The organism is Acinetobacter sp. YH12116 (assembly GCF_013418895.1).
In the GTDB taxonomy this organism is placed as follows: domain Bacteria; phylum Pseudomonadota; class Gammaproteobacteria; order Pseudomonadales; family Moraxellaceae; genus Acinetobacter; species Acinetobacter indicus.
Map to the genome: position 1 here is coordinate 34,646 of NZ_VPBE01000007.1, position 23,085 is coordinate 57,730.

General features: G+C 46.9%; 20 protein-coding genes. 13 read left to right on the forward strand and 7 right to left on the reverse strand.

Going from position 1 to position 23,085, the window contains the following annotated elements; all coding sequences use genetic code 11:
• Nucleotides 1-99: 99 nt before the first annotated feature.
• The 6 genes from FTU54_RS06320 to FTU54_RS06345 all read left to right on the forward strand — a co-directional run bounded on the left by FTU54_RS06320 (nucleotide 100) and on the right by FTU54_RS06345 (nucleotide 5,533).
• A complete protein-coding gene (locus tag FTU54_RS06320) occupies nucleotides 100-414 on the forward strand; it encodes a hypothetical protein (protein WP_005177014.1) in 315 nt (104 codons plus the stop codon).
• 297 nt (nucleotides 415-711) lie between these two features.
• Complete coding sequence (locus tag FTU54_RS06325; RefSeq protein ID WP_104498237.1) at nucleotides 712-1,878, forward strand: ATP phosphoribosyltransferase regulatory subunit; 1,167 nt, start codon at nucleotides 712-714, stop codon at nucleotides 1,876-1,878.
• Between the two features lie 71 nt (nucleotides 1,879-1,949).
• Nucleotides 1,950-3,269: an adenylosuccinate synthase gene (locus tag FTU54_RS06330; RefSeq protein WP_005177019.1), complete on the forward strand. Its 1,320-nt coding sequence runs from the start codon at nucleotides 1,950-1,952 to the stop codon at nucleotides 3,267-3,269.
• 136 nt (nucleotides 3,270-3,405) lie between these two features.
• A complete protein-coding gene (locus tag FTU54_RS06335) occupies nucleotides 3,406-4,191 on the forward strand; it encodes a M48 family metallopeptidase (protein ID WP_168395100.1) in 786 nt (261 codons plus the stop codon).
• Nucleotides 4,192-4,279: 88 nt separating this feature from the next.
• Nucleotides 4,280-4,588, forward strand: a complete 309-nt coding sequence (locus tag FTU54_RS06340) for a hypothetical protein (protein ID WP_005177024.1) — start codon at nucleotides 4,280-4,282, stop codon at nucleotides 4,586-4,588.
• Between the two features lie 162 nt (nucleotides 4,589-4,750).
• Nucleotides 4,751-5,533, forward strand: coding sequence for a M48 family metallopeptidase (locus tag FTU54_RS06345; RefSeq protein WP_005177027.1), 783 nt, complete (start codon nucleotides 4,751-4,753; stop codon nucleotides 5,531-5,533).
• 82 nt (nucleotides 5,534-5,615) lie between these two features.
• On the opposite strand, the gene FTU54_RS06350 is transcribed toward FTU54_RS06345, so the two are convergent.
• Together FTU54_RS06350 and crp are read right to left on the reverse strand one after the other, a co-directional pair.
• The gene (locus FTU54_RS06350; protein ID WP_160241449.1) at nucleotides 5,616-6,665 is read right to left on the reverse strand and encodes an NADP(H)-dependent aldo-keto reductase; all 1,050 of its coding nucleotides are present in this window, start codon (nucleotides 6,663-6,665) and stop codon (nucleotides 5,616-5,618) included.
• Between the two features lie 170 nt (nucleotides 6,666-6,835).
• On the reverse strand, nucleotides 6,836-7,540 hold the full coding sequence (gene crp, locus FTU54_RS06355) for a cAMP-activated global transcriptional regulator CRP (protein ID WP_168399991.1): 705 nt from the start codon (nucleotides 7,538-7,540) through the stop codon (nucleotides 6,836-6,838).
• Nucleotides 7,541-7,687: 147 nt separating this feature from the next.
• Here crp and FTU54_RS06360 point away from each other — a divergent pair, with 147 nt between their 5' ends.
• Both FTU54_RS06360 and clpB read left to right on the forward strand, forming a co-directional pair.
• Nucleotides 7,688-8,110, forward strand: coding sequence for an OsmC family protein (locus tag FTU54_RS06360; RefSeq protein ID WP_005177032.1), 423 nt, complete (start codon nucleotides 7,688-7,690; stop codon nucleotides 8,108-8,110).
• Nucleotides 8,111-8,434: 324 nt separating this feature from the next.
• Complete coding sequence (gene clpB / locus FTU54_RS06365; protein ID WP_005177034.1) at nucleotides 8,435-11,014, forward strand: ATP-dependent chaperone ClpB; 2,580 nt, start codon at nucleotides 8,435-8,437, stop codon at nucleotides 11,012-11,014.
• Between the two features lie 268 nt (nucleotides 11,015-11,282).
• Here the strand turns inward: clpB and rlmKL are convergent, their stop codons facing one another.
• Entirely contained in the window at nucleotides 11,283-13,487 is a 2,205-nt protein-coding gene (gene rlmKL / locus FTU54_RS06370) for a bifunctional 23S rRNA (guanine(2069)-N(7))-methyltransferase RlmK/23S rRNA (guanine(2445)-N(2))-methyltransferase RlmL (protein ID WP_168399992.1), read from the reverse strand.
• 237 nt (nucleotides 13,488-13,724) lie between these two features.
• On the opposite strand from rlmKL, the gene FTU54_RS06375 reads away from it, so the two are divergent.
• The 5 genes from FTU54_RS06375 to FTU54_RS06395 all read left to right on the forward strand — a co-directional run bounded on the left by FTU54_RS06375 (nucleotide 13,725) and on the right by FTU54_RS06395 (nucleotide 18,611).
• Nucleotides 13,725-14,045: a hypothetical protein gene (locus FTU54_RS06375; RefSeq protein WP_160241446.1), complete on the forward strand. Its 321-nt coding sequence runs from the start codon at nucleotides 13,725-13,727 to the stop codon at nucleotides 14,043-14,045.
• A gap of 151 nt (nucleotides 14,046-14,196) precedes the next feature.
• Nucleotides 14,197-14,526, forward strand: coding sequence for a hypothetical protein (locus FTU54_RS06380; RefSeq protein ID WP_005177044.1), 330 nt, complete (start codon nucleotides 14,197-14,199; stop codon nucleotides 14,524-14,526).
• A 219-nt stretch (nucleotides 14,527-14,745) separates the two neighbouring features.
• Nucleotides 14,746-15,762, forward strand: coding sequence for an aspartate carbamoyltransferase catalytic subunit (locus tag FTU54_RS06385; RefSeq protein ID WP_005177046.1), 1,017 nt, complete (start codon nucleotides 14,746-14,748; stop codon nucleotides 15,760-15,762).
• A 10-nt stretch (nucleotides 15,763-15,772) separates the two neighbouring features.
• Nucleotides 15,773-17,008 carry a dihydroorotase gene (locus tag FTU54_RS06390; protein WP_168399993.1) on the forward strand — a complete coding sequence of 412 codons (1,236 nt, stop codon included), beginning with the start codon at nucleotides 15,773-15,775 and terminating at the stop codon, nucleotides 17,006-17,008.
• A 148-nt stretch (nucleotides 17,009-17,156) separates the two neighbouring features.
• Nucleotides 17,157-18,611, forward strand: a complete 1,455-nt coding sequence (locus FTU54_RS06395) for an OmpA family protein (RefSeq protein ID WP_168399994.1) — start codon at nucleotides 17,157-17,159, stop codon at nucleotides 18,609-18,611.
• Nucleotides 18,612-18,733: 122 nt separating this feature from the next.
• On the opposite strand, the gene FTU54_RS06400 is transcribed toward FTU54_RS06395, so the two are convergent.
• The 4 genes from FTU54_RS06400 to FTU54_RS06415 form a co-directional block, all read right to left on the reverse strand.
• The gene (locus FTU54_RS06400; protein WP_005177056.1) at nucleotides 18,734-19,372 is read right to left on the reverse strand and encodes a CoA transferase subunit B; all 639 of its coding nucleotides are present in this window, start codon (nucleotides 19,370-19,372) and stop codon (nucleotides 18,734-18,736) included.
• Between the two features lie 3 nt (nucleotides 19,373-19,375).
• Nucleotides 19,376-20,080, reverse strand: coding sequence for a CoA transferase subunit A (locus FTU54_RS06405; RefSeq protein WP_005177058.1), 705 nt, complete (start codon nucleotides 20,078-20,080; stop codon nucleotides 19,376-19,378).
• A gap of 96 nt (nucleotides 20,081-20,176) precedes the next feature.
• On the reverse strand, nucleotides 20,177-21,079 hold the full coding sequence (locus tag FTU54_RS06410; RefSeq protein ID WP_016658374.1) for a hydroxymethylglutaryl-CoA lyase: 903 nt from the start codon (nucleotides 21,077-21,079) through the stop codon (nucleotides 20,177-20,179).
• Entirely contained in the window at nucleotides 21,076-23,070 is a 1,995-nt protein-coding gene (locus FTU54_RS06415; protein ID WP_180074566.1) for an acetyl/propionyl/methylcrotonyl-CoA carboxylase subunit alpha, read from the reverse strand. The genes FTU54_RS06410 and FTU54_RS06415 overlap by 4 nt, the downstream gene beginning before the upstream one ends.
• Nucleotides 23,071-23,085: the final 15 nt, after the last annotated feature.

Consider the following 23,085-nt stretch of genomic DNA (forward strand, 5'->3'; position numbering starts at 1 on the left):
GCGATAACAGCCGAGTATTGACAGGTTGGAGGCGATTTTTCGCCTTTTTGCTATATTTTTCGTTAAGATAAAACAAAACAAATAAGTCGAGCACTACACATGATGTTTATTCTACTTTGGGGATTTATTTTACTGTTGGCCGTAGCGGTGATTTTTCTGATCTGGCTGCAGTTTAAAAACCAGCATGATCATTTGAATCGCCAAAGCGATAATCATCAGCTCGAAAACAAAGTCATCAGTCTGGAAGAAAATCTGAAAAAGACTTTAGAGATCATGCAGGATCTGGCCAAGAAAATGCACGTGCAGCAGGAAGCACTGGATAAATCGGCGCAGCGAATTCATCAGCTGGAAACCCAGAACGTCGAGCTGGTCAATTTAATTACTCAAGTGCTGGATCCGAATAAAGTCAAATAAGACTTTTTTAAGCAGATGGACGCAGGGCAGAGTGAAGGTGATTTCCATCTGCGCTGAAAAAAAGATGATAAGTTTGGGATGTGTCCAGCTCCTTTATCTTCTTCAGTAAAAACAGCTTTTACTCTCGAAACGACAGCTCCAGCCGGGCAGGATTGTAATGGAATTGATCAGACAGAGAAAATTATCAAATTTGCGATGCACAGCCCATTTGATCGTGCTAAACTAGGAGAAATCGGGTGTGCTCCCGATTTTTTTATGCGGATTTGTTCCGCGCAGACAAGAATTTAGGTTTACAACATGCCCATTTCAGAGACATGGTTATTACCTGATGGTGTAGCTGATGTATTACCAGAACAAGCGCAAGTCATCGAAACATTGCGCCGTAATTCACTGGATTTCCTCGCATCTCGAGGTTATCAGTTGGTGTACACGCCATTTATTGAATATATCGAATCTCTCTCTTCTCTTTCAGAATCGAATCAAGATTTAGACCTGGCCACTTTCAAGGTGATTGACCAGCTGTCTGGTCGTCTGCTTGGCGTGCGTGCCGATATGACGCCACAGGTGGCGCGTATTGATGCGCATGTACATCCGGTAGATGGTGTGGCGCGTTATTGCTACGCTGGTACGGTCTTGCATACCAAGCCACAGGGCTTTAATACCACCCGTGCGCCTTTGCAACTGGGTGCCGAACTGTTCGGTTCCGACAGTATTGATGCCGATGTGGAAATGGTTGACCTGATGATCAGCCTGATTCAGGAAGCTGGTCTGGCCGATGGTATCCACCTGGATTTAGGCCATGTGGGGCTGTTCCGCAGTCTGGTACAAAAAGCTGGTCTGAACAAAGCTACTGAGCGTCAGTTATCTGATTTATATCAGCGTAAAGCCTTGCCAGAACTGGCGGACTTTACCCAGGACTTAGCCTTTGGTTCAGATTTCTATGCGCTGGGCCGTTTTGCTAGTGATCTGGATGCACTGGAAGCCCATTTAAGCACCGATGTACTGGCCAATGTGGAATTTAAACATGCCTTTGATGCGGTAAAAACCACCCAGGCAGAAATTCAGGCACGCTGGCCAAATCTGCATATCGGGATTGATGTGGTAGAACTGCGTTCGTATCACTACCACACCGGTTTAATGTATGCCGTTTATGCACCAAACCGTGCTGCACCACTGGCTCAAGGCGGCCGTTATGATGGTATTGGCCAGCATTTTGGTCGTGCCCGTCCGGCAACCGGTTTCTCTTGCGACTTATATGCGCTCAGCGCCGGTCGTTTCGAAGCAAAATCGGTGGTGGTTGCACCAAAGGGCAATCAGGCAGATTTATTGGCTGCAATTCAGGCCACCCGTACCCAAGGCTTAAGTGTAATTCAGTTATTGGGTCAGGATGATTTAAGCTCTGTACCGTATGCAACTCACCAGCTGGTGAATCGTAACGGTGAGTGGACGGTCGAAAAAATTTAATCGCCAGCGCATGTGTTCATGTCACATGCGCCTGGTTTTCAATTTTAACAGCATGATGTAATGAGGCTATTATGGGCAAGAATGTTGTGGTACTTGGTACCCAATGGGGCGACGAAGGTAAAGGTAAAATCGTCGACCTGCTCACAGATCAAGCGGCTGCGGTAGTACGTTATCAAGGCGGACACAACGCAGGTCATACTCTCGTGGTTGGTGGTAAGAAAACTGTATTACACCTCATTCCATCTGGTATTTTACGTGAAAACGTACTGTGCTTAATTGGTAACGGTGTGGTGCTTTCACCTGAAGCGCTGATCAAGGAAATGACCATTCTTGAACAGGAAGGCGTGCCAGTTAAAGAACGTTTACGTATTTCTCCAAACTGTCCATTAATTCTTCCGAACCACATTGCGCTGGATCAGGCACGTGAGAAAAAACGTGGCAATGCCAAAATTGGTACTACCGGTCGTGGTATTGGTCCTGCCTATGAAGATAAAGTGGCGCGCCGTGCAGTACGTGTGGCTGACCTGGTACGTGGCGGTGACGCATTACGTGCGCAACTGGCTGAATTGCTGGATTACCACAACTTCCAGTTAACTCAATACTACGGTGTTGAAGAAGTTAAACTGGACGACGTGATTGCACTGTGTGACCAATGGCGTGAAGTGATTGCACCATTAGTGGTGGATGTAACCACTGAAATTCATAATTACCGTAAAAACGGTGACAATATTATGTTTGAAGGTGCGCAAGGTTCATTGCTGGACGTTGACCACGGTACTTATCCGTACGTGACTTCTTCAAACACCACTGCGGGCGGCGTAAGCTCAGGTTCTGGTTTAGGTCCATTGCATCTTGACTATGTGCTGGGTATTACCAAAGCCTACACCACACGTGTGGGTGCTGGTCCGTTCCCAACTGAGCTGGTCTACGACGCGGCAAATGATGTGGGTGATGCAATTGGTAAACACCTGGGTACAGTGGGTCACGAGTTTGGTGCATCTACTGGCCGTCAACGTCGTTGTGGGTGGTTCGATGCAGAAATCCTGCGCCGTTCAGTGGATGTCAACTCACTGTCTGGAATCTGCCTGACCAAGTTAGACGTATTGGATGGTTTAGAAGAAATTAAAATCTGTGTTGGCTATGAAAACACCGATTCAGGTTGTGTCGGTTCTTCTGACGCGCTGGCTTATGAAAACTTGAAGCCAATTTACGAAACCATGCCAGGCTGGTCTGAGTCAACTGTGGGTGCGACCAGTGTTGAACAATTGCCTGAAAATGCAATCAACTACATCAAGCGTCTTGAGCAGTTAATTGAATGTCCAATCGATATCATTTCAACGGGTCCAGACCGTGCAGAAACCATTATTCTGCGTCATCCGTTTGAAGCTTAATCGTTTAAGCTGAAATGAGAAAACCCTGTGCCTGCACAGGGTTTTTTATTTTTGGCCGAGAAAAATAGCGCGCCATCTTGAGAACTCCCTGATTTTGTTTATAGTGCTAAGCACTTTCGAATAATTAGAGAACGTTATGAAATATAAGAACTTAGCCATTGGAATTATACTGGCAACGCATTTGACAGGCTGTGCCACTGTGGCAGAACTGGCCGGGGCAGATTCAGCGACTTTAAACTTAAACGCCAGCCAGAGCTATCAGCAAATGTTGCAGGAAGCCGAGCAGAAAAAGGTGCTAGATACCCGTTCTGCCACCTATAAGAAAGTCAATCGCGTGTTTTTAAAGATGAAGCCCTATGCCGACCAGATGAACCAGACCGGGCAGGCTTTTGAGTGGCAGGTGGCGGTGATTAAGTCACCTGAAATTAATGCCTATGTGGCTCCGGGTGGCAAAGTAGTGTTCTATACCGGCATTGTTGAAAACCTGAAACTGACCGACAATGAAGTCGCGGCGATCATGGGCCATGAAATGGTGCATGCGCTAGAAGAACATGCCAAAAGTAAAATTGGTGCCCAGACCCTGACCAATCTGGCGGTTAGTATTGGCTCGCAATATGTGGGCCAGTCGGTAGGCGGTTATGGTGGTTTACTGCTGGATTTGGGCAGTCAGTTTGGGGTAGGGTTGCCTTATTCGCGTAATCTGGAAAGCCGCGCCGACAAAGGCGGTTTACTGTTAATGGCCAAAGCCGGTTATGATCCGAATGCGGCCATTACGCTCTGGCAGAAAATGAATGCCAATGATGCGCGTGGAAATAGCGCCATTGCCAAGTTTATGTCGACCCATCCCAGCAATAATGACCGTATTGCCGCGTTACAGCAGATGATGCCGGAAGCAATGCAGTATTACCGCGCTGCGAAGTAATTCAAGACTAAAGTTGCACACATCAGCACTGTCTATTCAGATGGTGCTTGCTAGAATAAAACACAGCAAAAACATTGGGTCAGGCAGGATGCATAAAAATATTTCAAGCACCATTTTCTATTCGTTATTATTTGCCATGGGCGGTGCACCGACCATTGCGATGTTGCTGATTCTGTTACAAAAGCATGATCCGAATATTATGTATCAGGCCTTTATTGGTCTGAGTGTGATTTTTGCCTGTATTTTGGTGCCGCTGGTACTGATCCAAAACGCCTATTTATTCTATAAACGTAAAAATCCGGCACTGGAAGAGAAAATGGAAGTGGTTTCGCAGATGTATCTGGGTCTGAATATTTTCTGTCTGGTATTCTGGATTTTCTATCAGTTTGCCTATTAAGGCCGTATTCCGCTCGTTGCTGCTGATGTAGCTACAGTTTACACAGCACTGCCATTGTTTACATAAATGATATGATTATGAAGCCATTTCAGATTTAAAGCATTGAAATGATTTCATATAATTCATGAGTATGTGTATAGCCGAATGGCGGAGATTATTATAATGAACAAAAAATTGGTATTGAGTTTTTGTGCCGCAAGTGCAATCACTTTTTCAGGCTGTACCACCGTGGCCGATATGGCCGGTGCAGATACCGCAACCCTAAATGCAACCGCGGCGCAAAGTTATAGCCAGATGGTGCAAGATGCGCGTAACAAGGGGCAGCTGGACACCAGTTCAAGTACCTATAAACGTATTAACACGGTGTTCCAGCGTTTAACACCGGTTGCCAACCAGATGAACCAGACTGGTCAGCCATTTAGCTGGCAGCTGGCAGTATTAAAATCTGACCAGATTAATGCCTTTGTCGCGCCCGGCGGTAAAGTGGTGTTCTATACTGGTATCGTCAACAAACTGAACCTGACCGATGCCGAAATTGCTGCGATTATGGGCCATGAAATGGTGCATGCTCTAGAAGAACATGCCAAGAGTAAGATTGGCGCGCAGGCACTGACCAATTTGGCTTTAAATATCGGTTTAAGCGCAGCAGGCAGTAACGTTGGCCAGTTAGGTGCTGCAGCGGCACAATTGGGCGCACAGGTAGGTGTGGGCTTGCCATATTCACGTAATCTGGAAAGTCGTGCCGATGAAGGCGGTTTAATGCTGATGGCGCGTGGTGGCTATAACCCGCAAGCGGCAATTACCTTATGGGAAAAAATGAACCGCTTAGAAGGTGGTGGCGGGGCATCGTTCCTGTCGACTCACCCATCGAACAGCCAGCGTATTGCAGCGATGCGTGAGAACTTGCCGGCTGCTCAGGCCATTTATAACCAGAACCGTCGTTAAGCTTCTGGGTTTAAAATAGATTTAAAAATGCCTCATATGATGAGGCATTTTTTTATGCATGAGGTTTTGTTAATACCTGTCATCAAGGTGCCGGGTTGGGCTGCTGACGGTGAATCGCTTCAATGCCTTGTAAAATGTCATCGGACAGATTGACTTCAAAGGCATCAATATTTTCTTTTAGCTGTTCCAGCGAAGTCGCACCAATAATGGTACTGGTGACAAAGAACTGCTGCTTAATAAAAGCCAAAGCCAGTTGGGTTAAGCTGAGGCCATGTTGCTCGGCCAGTTGCGCATATTGTTCAGTGGCCCATTCACTTTCTGGATTGCTGTAGCGGCTAAAGCGTGAATACAGGGTAACACGCGCATTGGTCGGACGGGCACCATGCCGGAATTTCCCGGTTAAATAACCAAAGGCCAGAGGAGAGTAAGCCAGTAAGCCGACGCCTTCATATTTGGCAATTTCCGACATGCCAATTTCATAAGTACGATTCAGCAGGTTATAGGGGTTTTGTACGCTGACAAATTTGCTTAAACCGAGTTTTTCCGCCAGATGCAAAAACTTCATGGTGCCCCATGGGGTTTCATTGGAGAGCCCAATATAGCGAATCCGTCCGTTTTGGATTTCCTGCTGCAAGGCGGTCAGGGTTTCTTCAAGGTCGGTGACATGCTGCTGTGCATGGGCTTCGGCATTGCCATAACCCAGCTTGCCAAAGAAGTTGGTCGGACGCTGTGGCCAGTGCAGCTGGTATAAGTCAATATAATCGGTTTGCAGGCGTTTCAGGTTGCCATCCAGCGCAGTGCGAATATCAGTAGCGTTGTAACGGGTTTGTCCATCACGAATATGGCTGCCACCCTGAGCCGGTCCGGCAATTTTTGAGGCCAAAAAAAGCTTGTCCCGTCCACCGCGCGCCTTGAGCCAGTTGCCAATCATGACTTCGGTGGCACCTTGAGTTTCTGGTTTAGGGGGCACCGGATACATTTCGGCGGTATCCCAGAAATACAGGCCACGTTCCAGTGCATAATCCAGCTGGGCGAAGGCTTCATCCTGGGTGTTTTGTTCACCAAAGGTCATGGTGCCCAGACAGATTTCAGGCAATAAAATACCGGTATCAGCAAGGGGATTGAACTGCATAAGATGTCCTTATTCAAAATATCATCAAGCGAATAGGGACTAGGCTAAACCATCGCAGGCAGACTGTTAAATCAATATTTTAGGTTAGTTTGTAAATATTTTTCACATAGCGAACAGGCATAAAAAAGGCAAATCCGAAGATTTGCCTTAAGCATATAGCAGTTTAAGACTTATTCATCATCAAACTGTTCATCTGCTGCATCATTTTGCTCTAAAGAGGCATCAAAAATCAGAATGGCTTTACCATCAGTTTCGATCATGCCTTGTTCTTCCAGGGTTTTCAGAACACGGCCGACCATTTCACGTGAACAGCCAACAATGCGGCCAATTTCCTGACGGGTAATGCGGATTTGACGGCCATTTGGCAAAATCATGGCTTCAGGCTGCGCAGACAGGTCAATCAGACAACGCGCAATACGGCCTGAAACATCAATGAAGGCCAGATCGGTCACTTTACGCGTGGTATTTTTTAAACGGCGCACCAGTTGGGCAAATACCGCATAGCTTAAATCTGGATATTGCTTGCTGAGCTCGTGGAAGTTTTCATAAGTCACTTCGGCAATTTCACAAACGTCACGTGTGCGTACTTCTGCAGTACGTTGTGGATTTGCTTCGAATAGACCCATTTCCCCAAAGAAGTCACCCGGATTCAAATACGCCACAACAATTTCGCGATCATCATCTTCACGCAGAATGATGGAAACAGATCCTTTCAGAATCAAATAAAGTGATTTTGATTCAGACCCCGCATCAACAATTGTGGTCCGTTTCGGATAACGGTTGATATATGCACGTTTTAATAATGCCTTGACTGAATTTGGTAATTGACCAGGAGACAGGGCATCGGTGCTTAATTGTGAAAAGTTTGAAGTCATGCTAACGGTTCCGAAAATGGATAAATAATAGATCGCACAAGACCTAGTATGAACTTGTCACACAGTAGAGATGAAATTCCTTATCAACTCAAATTATGTTAGTGTACAGGCACCTTGTAAATTTATAGTTTTTTTGAAGGACTTGCAATGCAAACGAGTGTTCATTGGCTAGAGAATGTTGCTTTTGAAGCAAAATCGGAAAGTGGCCATAGCGTGGTGATGGATGGTTCTGCCGAGTATGGTGGAGAAAACCGTGGACCACGTCCCATGGAGCTCATTTTAATGGGACTTGGTGGTTGTGCATCGTTTGATATTGTGACCATTTTAAAGAAATCACGTCAGGATGTGACTGGTGTGGTTTGTCAGCTGAAAGCAGAACGTGCCGATTCGATTCCGGCGGTGTTCACCAAAATTCATCTGCATTTTGTGGTGACAGGCAAGGCAGTCAAGGAAAAGCAGGTCGCCAAGGCAGTTGAATTATCCGCAGAAAAATACTGTTCAGCCAGCAAAATGCTGTCAGATGGTGGTGTTGAAATTAGCCACGATTTCGAGATTATCGAAGCAGAATAATCATGACTGTAAAGTCATGTAAAAAGTCGGTTAATTACCGGCTTTTTTATTTTTCCATGGTTTTAGACCTCGCAAAAAATTGGCCGCAATGGGCAGAGCTCTCAAAATATGTGTTTCCTATTACATAGGTCGCAGCTGCATTACTGTATAAAAATAATCCTGATGCTGACTTGAAATTGGCCGGTCACAGACCAATATTATAATTGAGTTATATCTGTTTCATTAAAATAACACTTTGAAAAATATATGAAAAATCATTTGAAATTGCCAAAAGTACTCCCATATATGTTTCAAGTGAAAAAATTGTTGTGAGGAATAACAAGAATGCGTTTTGAAAAATTTACAAATCGCTTACAGCAAGCTCTCTCCGATGCGCAATCGCTGGCGATGGGCAAAGACCATACCGCCATTGACGGCATTCATGTCTTGGCCACTCTGTTAGAAGAAGCATCCAATGTCAGCTTGTTACAGCAGGCCGGTGCCCAGTTGCGTGATTTGCAGAGCAAGTTGCAGCAGGCACTGAATGATGCGCCAACGCTAGCCAATCCGACTGGCGACATTAATTTAAGTCCGGAAGCGGTTAAAGCCTTAAACTTGGCCGATAGCTATGCCCAGAAAGCGGGCGATGAATTCCTGTCTACCGACTGGGTATTACTGGGCCTGAGCGAAGTTGGGGCCACTAAAAGCTTATTGAACAGTATCGGTGTCAGCGCAGACAGTCTGCGTCAGGTGATTTTAAAAATTCGAGGTGATGAAAAAGTGATGAGTAATAATCATGAAGATCAACGTGATTCACTCAATAAATACACTGTAGATTTAACCGAACGTGCGCTGGCTGGCAAGCTCGATCCGGTGATTGGTCGTGATGATGAAATCCGCCGTACCGTACAGGTCTTGTCACGTCGGACCAAAAATAACCCGGTACTGATTGGTGAGCCTGGGGTCGGTAAAACCGCAATTGTAGAAGGTCTGGCACAGCGTATTGTGAATGGTGAAGTGCCAGAAAGCTTAAAAGGCAAACGCGTGTTATCGCTGGACCTGGGTTCATTGCTGGCCGGTGCCAAATATCGCGGCGAGTTTGAGGAGCGTTTAAAAGCGGTCCTGAAAGATCTGGCCAAGCATGAAGGCGAAATCATCCTGTTTATTGATGAGTTGCATACCCTGGTTGGCGCAGGTAAAGGTGATGGCGCGATGGATGCCGGCAACATGCTGAAACCGGCGCTGGCACGCGGTGAATTACGCTGCGTGGGGGCAACCACGCTCGATGAATATCGTCAGTACATTGAAAAAGATGCCGCCCTTGAGCGCCGTTTCCAGAAAGTGCTGGTCGATGAGCCAAGTGTCGAAGACACCATTGCCATTTTACGTGGTCTGAAAGAGCGTTATGAAGTCCACCACGGGGTGAAAATTCTCGACTCGGCGATTATTGCTGCAGCGAAAATGTCACATCGTTATATCACTGACCGTCAATTGCCCGATAAAGCCATTGACCTGATTGATGAAGCAGCATCGCGCATCAAGATGGAGCTGGACTCTAAACCGGAAGCGCTGGATAAGCTGGAACGCCGTCTGATTCAGTTAAAGCTGCAACTTGAAGCTGTGAAAAAAGATGAAGATGCCGGCAGCCGTGCAGAAGTCAGTCATCTGGAAAAACAGATCGAAGACGTCCAAAAAGACTATAATGATCTGGAAGAAGTGTGGAAGTCTGAAAAAACTCTGGTCGAAGGCACTAAGCAGATTCAGGCGCAGCTGGATCAGGCGCGTATTGCCTTGCAAAAAGCACAGCGTGAAAATGATCTGGGCGAGATGTCGCGTCTGCAATATGGCGTGATTCCGGAACTGGAAAAACAGCTGGCCCAAGATGAGCTGGTGGAAGAGAAAGAAGAACCGAAGTTATTGCGCAATAAAGTCACCGATAACGAAATTGCGGAAGTGGTCAGCGCAGCCACCGGTATTCCGGTTGCGAAAATGCTGCAAGGCGAGCGTGAAAAACTGCTGCAAATGGAAAGCTTCCTGCATCAGCGTGTGGTAGGGCAGGATGAAGCGGTGATTGCGGTATCCAATGCGGTGCGCCGTTCACGTGCCGGGTTGTCGGATCCGAACCGTCCAAGTGGTTCTTTCCTGTTCCTGGGTCCAACCGGTGTCGGTAAGACCGAGTTAACCAAAGCCTTGGCCAATTTCCTGTTTGACAGCGATGACGCCATGATCCGGATTGATATGTCCGAATTTATGGAAAAACATTCAGTCAGTCGTCTGGTCGGTGCGCCTCCGGGCTATGTCGGCTATGAAGAAGGCGGGGTATTAACCGAAGCCGTACGCCGTAAACCATATAGCGTGGTGCTGTTTGATGAGGTGGAGAAAGCCCATCCGGATGTATTTAACATCTTGCTGCAGGTGCTGGATGATGGTCGCTTGACCGACTCGCAGGGCCGTGTGGTGGACTTTAAAAACACCGTGATTGTAATGACCTCGAACCTGGGTTCAAGCGATGTGCGTGAACTGGGCGATAATCCAAGCCGTGATGATGTACGCAATGTGGTGATGGCGGCCGTGTCTGAGCATTTCCGTCCGGAGTTTATCAACCGTATTGATGAGCTGGTAGTATTCCATGCCCTGGAAAAAGCGCAGATTCGTGGTATTGCCGATATCCAGCTGGACCGTTTACGTGCCCGTCTGGCCGACCGCGATATCAAGTTAACGGTAGATGATTCTGCCTTTGACCAGCTGATTGAAGCCGGTTTTGACCCAGTTTACGGTGCGCGTCCATTAAAACGTGCCATCCAGCAACAGGTAGAAAATAATCTGGCGCAGAAAATTCTGGCCGGTGACTTCCAGCCGGGAGATACCATTGTGATTACGGCAGATGCAGGCCAACTGGATTTCCAGAAGCTGAAACTGAACTAATCCGCACACGGTTCATCTAAACTGTTTAATCAAAGACCTGGCTTCGGCCGGGTTTTTTTATGGAGGTATCTGCAGCAAAAAGCCGGGCAGATGTAGCGATTCACTCTGCAAAGTAAGTCCACGCTGGATGATGAGTGACAGCGTAAAGTTTCCGATGTAAAAGAAGCCTGCTATGGGGTAGCAGGCTTTTTTATTGCTGATCGAATGAATTGCGAATAGAAAAGGATCAAATCATCCTTTGCCATTCACCGTCCTTGCCAATCACATTTTAGATTTGTGGATGCTGGATTTTCCAGGCGCGGTGAATCTTCTGGTTACGCTTGAAATCTGGACCAATGGTTTCATGGCTGATTTCCTGAATATCAAACAGCGCTGGCAAGGTTTCATCCATTTCAAAACCGCGATAGTTGTTCGAGAAGTACAGGGTGCCTTCTGTGGTTAAACGGTTCATGGCGCGTTTAATTAGCGAAACATGGTCACGTTGTACATCAAAAGTGCCGTAGAATTTCTTCGAGTTAGAGAAGGTGGGCGGATCAATAAAGATCAGGTCATATTGCTCATGACCTTCTTTTAGCCACTCAAAACAGTCGCTGGCAAAGAACTGGTGTTGTTCATCGGCATGGTCGACGGTTAAGCCGTTTAAGACAAAGTTTTCTTTGGACCAGTTTAAATAGGTGTTGGACAAGTCCACACTGGTGGTACTGGCCGCGCCGCCTAAAGCGGCATGCAAACTCGCCGTTGATGTATAGCTGTACAGATTGAGGAAATGCTTGCCTTTAGCTTCTTTGGCAATGCGTAAACGAATCTGGCGATGGTCCAGGAATAGGCCGGTATCCAGATAGTCGGTGAGGTTAACCAGAATCTTGGCCTGACCCTCCTGCACAATAAAGCGTTTCGATGCGGTACTTTGTTTGGTGTACTGGTTTTTACCTTCCTGACGGGCACGGGTTTTAATAAACACGGCATCACGGCCTAAACCGGTCACGGCACGAATCGCTTGCAGCGCCAGGTTAAAGCGTTTTTTTGCTTTTTCAGGATCAATTTTCTTCGGTGGTGCATATTCCTGCACATGCAGACGATCACCATATAAATCGACCGCGACATTAAAGTCCGGTAAATCGGCATCATACAGACGCAGGCAGTAAACGTTTTCTTTAACCGCCCATTTTTTTAAGGCCTGCATGTTCTTTTGCAGACGGTTGGTAAAGTCTTCGGCACCTTCAATTGGTTCAAACTGCTGTGGCTGCCAGTCAGCCAGGAACGGTTTTACTACTGCCGATGGTTTGACCGTACCAAAGCGAATGTAAATTGGCAGCTTACCATTCATTAAACGCAAGGTTTGTGGCTCATTAAATGCCAGCACATCAGCCTGTTCCACCTGGGCTGCAATGACAGCAGCAGACTGGTTCGGGAAATGTTTTTGTAGCAGGGCAGACAGACCTAAATACAAGGCACGGTTCGAGGCTTTATCACCCAGACGTTCACCATACGGCGGGTTGGTCACCACAAACGCAGTTTTGCCTTCGGCCTGAAAATCTGGCCAGTCTGACAAGGTGCGTTCTTCAATCTGGATATGATCGAGCAGACGTTCAAAACCGGCAGCAATAATATTCTGTTTGGTGGCTTTGACTGCTTCCCAGTCGGCATCAAAAGCATAGAATTTTGGCAGTGGCTGTTCCAGCGCCTGTTGATGACGCTCAGCCGCTTCTGCCTTTAATGACATCCACAGTTCATGGTCATGGCCATTCCAGCCATTAAAGCCGAAACGGCGTACCAGACCCGGTGCACGGTCGGTTAAAATCAGCAGGGATTCAATAATAAAGGTACCTGAACCACACATCGGGTCCAGAATAATGTCCGGATTCTTTTCTTTGAGTTTGGCTTTTTGCAAAATTGCCGCGGCCAGGTTTTCTTTAATTGGGGCGTCGGTCATAAAACGACGGTAGCCACGTTTATGCAGTGAATCACCCGATAAATCTAAGCAATAGGTATGTTCTTTTTTACCTGCCAAAATATACATGGTGATTTCAGGTGATTTGGTGTCGATACTTGGGCGTTTACCGACAGCTTCCATAAATGAATCAACCACACCATCTTTGGCACGTAGCGTAGCAAACTGCGTATTGACCTTAATTTCACGTTCAACGTGTAAACGAATGGCGAAGGTACTTTGTGGTGCAAAAATCAGTGACCAATCAAAGCTGATTGCACCTTCATAAAGCTCTTCAGCAACATCACGGGCATCATGTGAAAATTCAATTTCATGGGTGTGGATTGGCATCAGGACACGCGACGCCAGACGAGACCACATGCAGATGCGGTAAGCATTTTCCAGCGTACCTTTGAAGGTTAGACGACCCGGGAAACGTTCAATATTCTGAACACCTAAACCTTTGATTTCTTCTTCTAATAAGGTTTCCAGACCATCGGCACAGGTGACCCAATAATTGCTTAAACGTGAAGAGGTATTCATAAAATAGAGAGACCGGAAAAGAATAAATAAAAACTGCGCCAAGTTTACCGTATTTTGGCTATTAAAGCTGTGGAATTTTTTATAAATCTGGCACATCTCTGTTAGAGCTAATAATTATAAAAAGCTCTTAATCTTGGCATAAAAAGCAAATTGAAAATTCATGAGATATGTATAATTACACACCATCAACAAGAGGAACTTGTTGATTAAATCTTTTATTTTACAGAGGGATATAGGGTGAATATTACATCCGGTCGTGATGATGTTTTTTCCATTGCAACATTGTTGTATGCACGGTTAAGAAAAGTGAATAGTCGAGTAATTGACGTGATGTATCTGATGCAGGATCGCTCCTATGCACATCATGTGATTACGCTGGCGCTAGAAACCCGGGATGCTGAACTGGCAACGCATGTCGAGCGTTTGCGTCAGTTGCTGGATCTTCCAGATGACGAACAGCTGGAAAGAAGAAATTATGAGAATATTCAGGATGATGTATCAAGAAAAGGTGGTTCGGCCAAATATGATGAAGGCCATGTAAGTTTTAGCCTATTCTGATTTATAACTGAATTGTAGTTTTTATAAAAAGCCTGTCTTAATTGCAGATGGGCTTTTTAATTTTGGTATGGATATTGCTGTAATTATCACGAGATTGCAGTCGCTGGGGAGAGGCTGCAATCTCGATTTTTAAATGATTGGGGAATCAAGAATGGTCAATACAGAAAGTTTTTCAATTGCGACTTTAATCTATGCACGTTTGAGACGAGTTTCAGGCCGGGTAATTGATGCCATTTATCTGTCTGAAAATAGTGATTATGCCGAACATGTGATTGCATTAGCCGAAGCCACACGCGATCCGGAATTACTGCGTCTGGTTGAAAAATTTAAAGACGTATTCGAGTTCTCTTCCGATTCGAACATAAGTCAAAAAGCGGGTTTACAGCAAAAAAATAACGATGAATTAATGAAAGTTGAACCAACTGAAGATGACATTTATCGGGCACAAGTCTCACATCATTATATTGGCGCACTACGCTAGATCAGTTATGGCATTCAAGCTCCAGACTTGGGTGCCATTTTAGAACATAAAATATTCATTCTAAAAATTCGTTTAAATTATCTTATTGAAAAAATACATAGGAATTTCAAAATCAATTTTTATTATCGAGCCGGTTTTTATACAAGTAGCCGAATTGCCAAGTGCCAAGAATGGCGATTCTCTGTATAATACGTTGACTTAACGTATAAGGAATCTCTCATGCACTTGGCGGCATTGCATACTCCGAGCCAGATTCAACTCAATAAAGATGGAAATCTAAAACATTTCATCACCATCGAAGGGCTTTCCAAACAAACCCTCACCAAAATTTTGGACACCGCGCAGTCCTTTTTTAATGACCAAAATCAGCTGATCACTAACAACCTGCTGGAAGGTCGTACGGTTATGAACCTGTTTTTTGAGAATTCAACCCGTACCCGTACCACCTTTGAAGCTGCAGCCAAACGTCTTTCGGCCAACGTGCTTAACATTGACATTGCCCGTTCCAGTACCTCTAAAGGCGAAACCCTGCGCGATACGCTGTGGAACTTGGAAGCCATGGCCGCCGATATTTTTGTGGTGCGTCATTCCTCTTCAGGTGCAGCGCATTTTATTGCCAAGGATGTCTGTCCAAATATCGCGATTATTAATGCCGGAGATGGCCGTCATGCGCATCCGACTCAAGCGATGCTGGATATGCTGACCATTCGCCGTGAAACCAAAAAAGACTTTGCTGACATGAGCATTGCCATTATTGGCGATATTAAACATTCGCGCGTGGCACGTTCTGATGTGGCGGCGTTACAAACTTTAGGTTGTAAAGATATTCGCGTGATTGCACCGAATACCTTGCTGCCATTTGGTTTTGAGGAATACGGGGCCGATGTACGCCTGTTTAATAAAATGGAAGATGGCATCCGTGACTGTGATGTGATTATTACCTTGCGTATCCAGAATGAACGGATTGATTCACCGGCGCTGTCCTCACCGGCAGAATTCTACAAAATGTATGGCCTGAACAAAGAGCGTCTGGCGCTGGCCAAACCGGATTGTATCGTGATGCACCCGGGACCGATGAACCGGGGTGTGGAAATTGATTCCAGCATTGCCGATGGTCCGCAATCGGTGATTTTAAATCAGGTGACCAATGGTATTGCGGTGCGTATGGCTGTGCTGGCACTGGCGATGCAGGGTCAACTGCAGGAACAAGGTTTAATTGAAGCGATTGCGGTATAAGGAATCAGTCATGCGTATTGTAAAAATTGAAAATGTCCGCGTTCTTGATCCAATGCAAAAGACTGATCGCGTGCAAACGGTATATCTGGAAAATGGCAAGCTGGTTGCAGAAACAGCAGATGTGACTGAAACCATTGATGGACAAGGCAAATGGCTGATGCCAACCATGGTTGATCTGTGCGCGCGGATGCGTGAACCGGGTCAGCAGCAGCATGGTACTTTAAAATCAGAAGGCAAGGCGGCACGTGAAAACGGTATTCTGCACGTGTTTACCCCACCAGATTCCAAGCCGATTGTGCAGGACAATGGTGCTTTGATTCACGGTCTGGTCGAAAAAGCCATGCTGGATGGTGGTATTTATTTACAGGTGATTGGCGCACAAACCCAAGGCTTGCAAGGCAAACAGCCTGCCAATATGGCCGGTCTGAAAAAGGGCGGCTGTACTGCAGTTTCCAATGCCAATGCATCCTTTGCTGATGATGATGTCGTGATTCGCACGCTGGAATATGCAGCCGGTCTGGACCTGACCGTGGTGTTCTATGCCGAAGAACCGAAAATTGCCAAAGATGGCTGTGTGCATGAAGGTTTTATTGCTTCACGTCAGGGCTTGCCTATGATTCCGGCGCTGGCCGAAACCGTAGCCATTGCCAAATACCTGTTGATGATTGAAGCGACCAAAGTCCGTGCGCATTTCGGTTTGCTGTCCTGTGGCGCTTCGGTCGAGCTGATTAAAATTGCCAAAGAAAAAGGCCTGCCAGTAACCTGTGATGTGGCGATGCATCAGCTGCATTTAACCGATCAGGTGATTGATGGCTTTAACTCGCTGGCGCATGTGCGTCCACCGCTACGTGCTGAAAAAGACAAAGAATTGCTGCGTCAGGGCTTAAAAGATGGCGTAATTGATGCGATCTGTACCCATCATGAACCCTTAAGCAGTTCGGCCAAAATGGCACCGTTTGCTGAAACCTTACCGGGCTTTACCGCTTTTGATACCTTTGTGCCCTTGGGTGTGCAACTGGTTGAGGAAGGTCTGTTCAGTCCATTGGAATGGGTGCATACCGTGACACTGGCACCGGCGACGGTTGCGCAAATGGCAGATCGCTGGATGCAGGAAGCCGGCTGGATTCTGATTGATCCTGAACTGGAGTGGACGCTGGACAAAGACAGCATTCTGTCCCAAGGCAAGAACACGCCACTGATTCAGCAAACCGTGAAAGGCAAGGTAATTCAGACTTTCCTGGCCTAAATTCGCCTGTTCAAGAGCCAGCATTTGCTGGCTTTTTTATGTTTTAATTTAAGTACATAAAGAAAAATACAATTATTTACAACGTCTAAAAAATGACCAGATACACTAAAAAATGCGAGTAGAACAATGAAAAAAATGAGGCCATATCATGCAAACCAGATTGATAGAATTATTGAAAAATAGCGTGTCATCCATTGTGCTAGACGGGGAAACGGATTACCTCATTGAGAAAAACCGTGCCTTAAATGATTTTTATCCGGTGTTTTTATCGGTGTTAAGACACCGGCCATCCCTCATTGACAGTCTGAGAAATCAGCTTAATCCGCGGCTGGCTGAAATTTTTGGTACCAACCTGAACCTGAAACAGCAGTTTCTGGAATTTAGCCGCGGTCAGGCGCCGGCAGATGAAATTGAATCCACCCTGAACCGGGCCATCGTACCAACCTTAGGTTTTTTAGAAAGTGAGGCCGGCTCGACCGATCCTGAGGCGATTGTGCATTTGCTTGATCAGCATATGCCGGACATTCAGGCTGCTTTGCCGGAATGGGCCGCTGCGCTGCTGGCCAGTTTAGGTGTCAATACCACTGCCGGGCAGACCATTCATCAGGCGCCTGAGTTATATGAAGAGGTGCCAGAGCAGAAGCGCTCGCCGTGGGTACCGATTCTGATTTTTATTATTCTGGCATTGTTACTGGCCTTTTTATTTAAAGCCTGTTCTGACCGTAATGAAGAAGAGGTGCCTGTTACCCAGGCAGCAGCGACGGAACCGGCCTATTTGCAGGTCAATACCGGTTCCAATGGCGATCTGGTCACCTGTCAGTTGTATCTGAACAATCCGGCTTATACCGACATTCTGCAAACAGAAGTTAAACGGATTTTTAACCATCCGACAGGTTGTGGGGTGAATAGCGCCAGTAATTATCATAGTGAATTTATTGATCAGGATGTGATTCCAACGGCATTGAAAATCCTGAAAGATGTGCCGAATACCAATATGACCTGGATGGGTGAGCAGATTGCGATTCAGTCCACCAATCCGGCAGATGCGCAGCGTGTGGCCAATCAGCTGCGTCCTTTGGCCAAGAATATGACCATTACGGTGCAGCAGGATCTCGATGTACAGACCGTCACACCAGCGACCACGACCGCAGCACAAGCCTTGGCCGTGATTAACCCGGATAATATTCAGGCGCTGGATGTCGCCACAGCCTTAAATCTGGAGGCGATTCATTTTGAGTCGGCATCTTCGACTGTACCGGAAGCCAATCAGCCAATTCTGGATCAGGCTGCGGCCTTAATCCAGCGTGCGCCGCATGTACATTTGACCATTAAAGGCCATACCGATGCAGTAGGCAGTAATGAAGCCAATAATCTGTTGTCCTTACGCCGTGCTGAAGCGGTACGTGATTATCTGGTACAACGCGGGGTTGATCCTTCCCAGTTACAGGCCGTGGGGTATGGCCAGCAACAGCCGATGGAACCAAATGCAACCCCAGAAGGGCAGTTCCAGAACCGTCGTATTGAGTTTGAAGTATTAAATACAGAAACCGGGGTGGTACGTGCGGTCGATGACCAAGGTATTGTCGAGAAAAAAGCAGAGTAAGGATTGAGTTAAGGAAATAGAAAAGGACGACGTCAAGTCGTCCTTTTTGGTTTAGTTGAAAAGCGGAGGTAGCGGTGGGGATGTATTCACGACCATCCGATGCCCGCTTTTAAAACCAGCCATTAAGCTGCATTACGTATTAAAGGCACCCCGGTGACTTTCTGGATTTCATCAAAACTGACCTCCGGTGCCAGTTCCACCAGCTGCACGCCGGTTGGGGTAATATCCAGAACGCCCAAATCGGTAATTACGCGATGAACCACGGCTTTACCGGTCAGCGGCAGGCTACACTGTGAAACGATTTTAGGTGTCCCATCTTTGGCGCAGTGTTCCATCAACACCACCACTTTTTGCACACCTGCGACCAGGTCCATGGCACCGCCCATACCTTTGACTTTTTTGCCCGGAATCATCCAGTTGGCCAGATCGCCCTGTTCAGAGACTTCCATGGCCCCCAGAATGGCAATATTGACATGGCCGCCACGGATCATGGCAAAAGAGTCTGCGCTAGAGAAAAACGAAGCACCTTGACGAGCTGTGACCGTCTGTTTGCCGGCATTAATCAGGTCAGCATCGACCGTGGCTTCAGTTGGGAATTCCCCAATCCCGAGCAGGCCGTTTTCTGACTGTAGCCAAACGTTGATATTTTCTGGAATATAGTTAGCGACTAAAGTTGGTAAACCAATCCCTAAATTGACATAGAAACCATCTTCCAGTTCTTGTGCGGCGCGCTGCGCCATTTGATTACGCGTCCAAGCCATGGTTTAAGCCTCCGCCTTTAAAGTCATTTGTTCAATACGTTTTTCAGGATGTGCATTTAACACAATGCGGTTGACATAAATCCCCGGCAGATGAATTTCATCTGGATCGAGCGCGCCAATCTCTACAATTTCTTCGACTTCGGCAATGGTGATTTTGCCCGCCATGGCACAGACCGGATTAAAGTTTTGTGCAGTTTTACGGAAAATCAGGTTGCCGGCCTTGTCGGCTTTATAGGCTTTGACCAGGGCAACATCGGCAGTTAAAGATTCTTCTAAGATATAATCCTGACCTTTAAACTGGCGCACTTCTTTGCCTTCCGCGATGACGGTACCGACACCGGTGGCGGTAAAGAAGGCTGGAATACCTGCACCGCCGGCACGTAATTTTTCTGCCAGCGTACCTTGCGGGGTCAGTTCAACTTCCAGTTCACCACTCAGGAACTGGCGTTCAAATTCCTTGTTTTCACCGACATAGGATGAAATCATTTTTTTAATCTGTTTGGTTTCAAGCAGCAGGCCCAGACCAAAACCATCAACACCGGCATTGTTGGAAATACAGGTCAGCTGTTTGGCACCGGTGTCTTTTAGCGCGGCAATTAATGCTTCAGGAATCCCGCACAGGCCAAAACCACCCACGGCCAGGGTTTGACCATCCTGAACCACGCCATTTAAGGCGGCTTGTGCGCTGTCATAGACTTTATTTGCCATGTGTCACCTCTATTTTTATCCTTTTTTCAGCAGATTGCTGCTGTTACATCCTTGAGTGGCTTGAGGGCATTGCTCAAGCCGGGTTTTATTCGGTTATTAAGCGCAGGCTTTTTGCCAGTAGGCATTGGCATAATTGGATGGATTATTGCGCTGTAAAACATTGCTGATGTTACGGCTGGCCTGCATCAAGGCATCCAGCTGAATGCCGGTTTCATAGCCCATGTTGGACAGCAGGTAATACAGATCTTCGGTTGAGACATTGCCGGATGCGCCTTTGGCATAAGGACAGCCGCCTAAACCGGCAATTGACGAGTCAAAAACGCGAATACCTTGCAGCAGTGACTGGTAAATATTGGCGATGGCCATGCCATAGGTATTATGGAAATGACCGGCCAGCACCGTCGTATCCAGTTCGGCCAGACAGGCGTCCCAGACTTTTTTCACCCGGTCGGGTGTGGCGGTGCCAATGGTTTCACCCAAAGACACTTCATAGCAGCCCATATCCAGCAGGCGCTGCGAAACTTTTGCCACCTGCTGCGGATCAATTGCGCCTTCATACGGACAATCGACCATACAGGACACATAACCACGCACACGAATGTTGTGCGCTTTGGCTTCACGCATTACATCGCTGAATTTTTCAAAGCTTTCATCAATCGAACAATTGATGTTTTTGCGGGTAAAACTTTCAGACGCGGCGGTAAAGACCGCCACTTCTTTGCAACCCACTGCCAGCGCAGATTCAAAACCTTTCAGGTTTGGCGTGAGCAGGCTGAACTGAATATTTGGATCTTTGGGCAAGCCGGCAAACAGCACATCGCTGTCTGCCATTTGCGGTACCCATTTGGCCGATACACAGGAACCAACTTCAATGGCCTGTAAACCGGTTTGCATTAAATCCAGAATCAGCTGTCTGCGGTCATCCAGGGTTAAGGGTGTTTTTTCATTTTGCAGGCCATCGCGTGGCCCGACTTCAACAATTTTGACAAATTCGCTCATGCGACTTCCTCCGCCAGCGGCTGGAATTCCACCAGCTCATCGCCAGCTTTGACCTGATCACCGGCCTGGAAGTAAGAGCTGGCCACGATGCCATCATGCGGTGCACGAATCGAGTATTCGATTTTCATGGCTTCGAGGGTCATCAGGACATCGTCTTTTTTGACTTTGTCATTGGCCGCGACCAGTACCTGAGTGATGACACCCGGCATTGGCGCAGTCAGGTTGTTTTCAGCACCTTGTTCATCATCCTGGTTAAATACCGGTTTCAGATAGGTAAATTTATAGCTCTGGCCATTCTGGAACAGGGTAATGCCATGTTCAGTCTGGCTAAAGGCCAGTTTTTGCTGTTTGCCGGCCAGCTTGAATTGCAGGGTATGCGCATCCAGTAACTGACCCTCAAGCTCAAAAGTCTGACCCTCATACTGTGCGACAAAGCCATGTTCTTGTGCTGCAAACTGGATATTTAAGGTTTTGTCATTACATTGTAATTTGATTGTCTGCCCCGATTGCAGGTTTAAACGCCAGAAAGCATTGGTCTGCCAGACCGGATTGCTGGCGCTCGGGTTCTGGGCCAAACGTGACAGCAATTCGATGAAGGTCGCGCTGACCACTAGCGTACTGTTCAGCTCTGTGGCCGGTTTTAGCAGGAATTCTTCTTCGCGCTGAATCAGGCCAGTATCCAAATTGGCATTCTTGAAAGAATCGCACAGTACCAGACGATCCAGGAAGGCAATGTTGTTGCCCAGACCATCGACATGGAACTGACCTAAAGCATGGTGCATTTGCGTTAATGCTGCTTCACGGTTTTTGCCCCAGACAATCAGTTTGGCAATCATCGGGTCGTAGTAGGTGCTAATTTCATCGCCTTCAACAATACCGCTGTCGACACGTACCGCTTCATTTTGTGCTGGATAATGCAGATAGCTGATTTGACCAATCGCCGGAATAAAGCCTTTTTCAGGTTCTTCGGCATAAACACGTGCTTCTAAAGCATGGCCGTGAATCTGCAATTCGTGCTGCTGTTTTGGTAAAGGCTCACCAAAGGCGACGCGTAATTGCCACTCGACCAGATCCTGACCGGTAATCATTTCAGTCACCGGGTGTTCAACCTGCAGACGGGTGTTCATTTCCATGAAGTAGGCAGTACCATCTTGCTCGACAATAAACTCGACCGTACCGGCACCAACATAATTCACGGCACGCGCGGCATCAATTGCGGCTTGACGCATGGCTTCCAGTTTATCTTCCGGCATTTTAGGTGCAGGTGCTTCTTCCAGAACTTTCTGGTGACGACGTTGCACAGAGCAATCGCGTTCAAACAGATGCACATAATTGCCATGTGTATCACCGAAAACCTGAACTTCAATATGGCGTGGCTGCACGACATAGCGTTCAATCAATACATCTTCATTGCCGAAACTAGAACGTGCTTCGCTTTTACAGGAAGCGAGTGAACTCAGAAAGTCTTCGCTGCGCTCGACCAGACGCATGCCTTTACCACCACCGCCGGCACTGGCTTTGATCAGTACCGGATAGCCGATACTATCGGCTTGTTGTTTCAGGAAATCGGCATCCTGATTGGTACCATGATAGCCTGGGGTTAACGGTACACCGGCTTGTTCCATTAAGGCTTTAGAGGTCGCTTTAAGACCCATTGCTAAGATCGCATCCACTGGCGGACCTATAAAGACAATGTTGTTGTCCTGACAGGCCAGTGCAAACTGGTCATTTTCAGACAGGAAGCCATAACCTGGATGAATAGCCTGAGCACCTGTAGTTTTTGCTGCCTGAATAATACGTTCAATCTGTAAATAACTTTGTGCAGCAGGCGATTCACCAATATGGATGGCTTCATCTGCCAGTTTGACATGCTGTGCCTGTGCATCGGCATCGGAATATACGGCAACAGTAGCGATGCCTAACTTTTTCGCTGTACGAATTACACGACAGGCAATTTCACCACGGTTGGCAATTAAAATCTTTTCAAACATCCTACGATCCTTCTT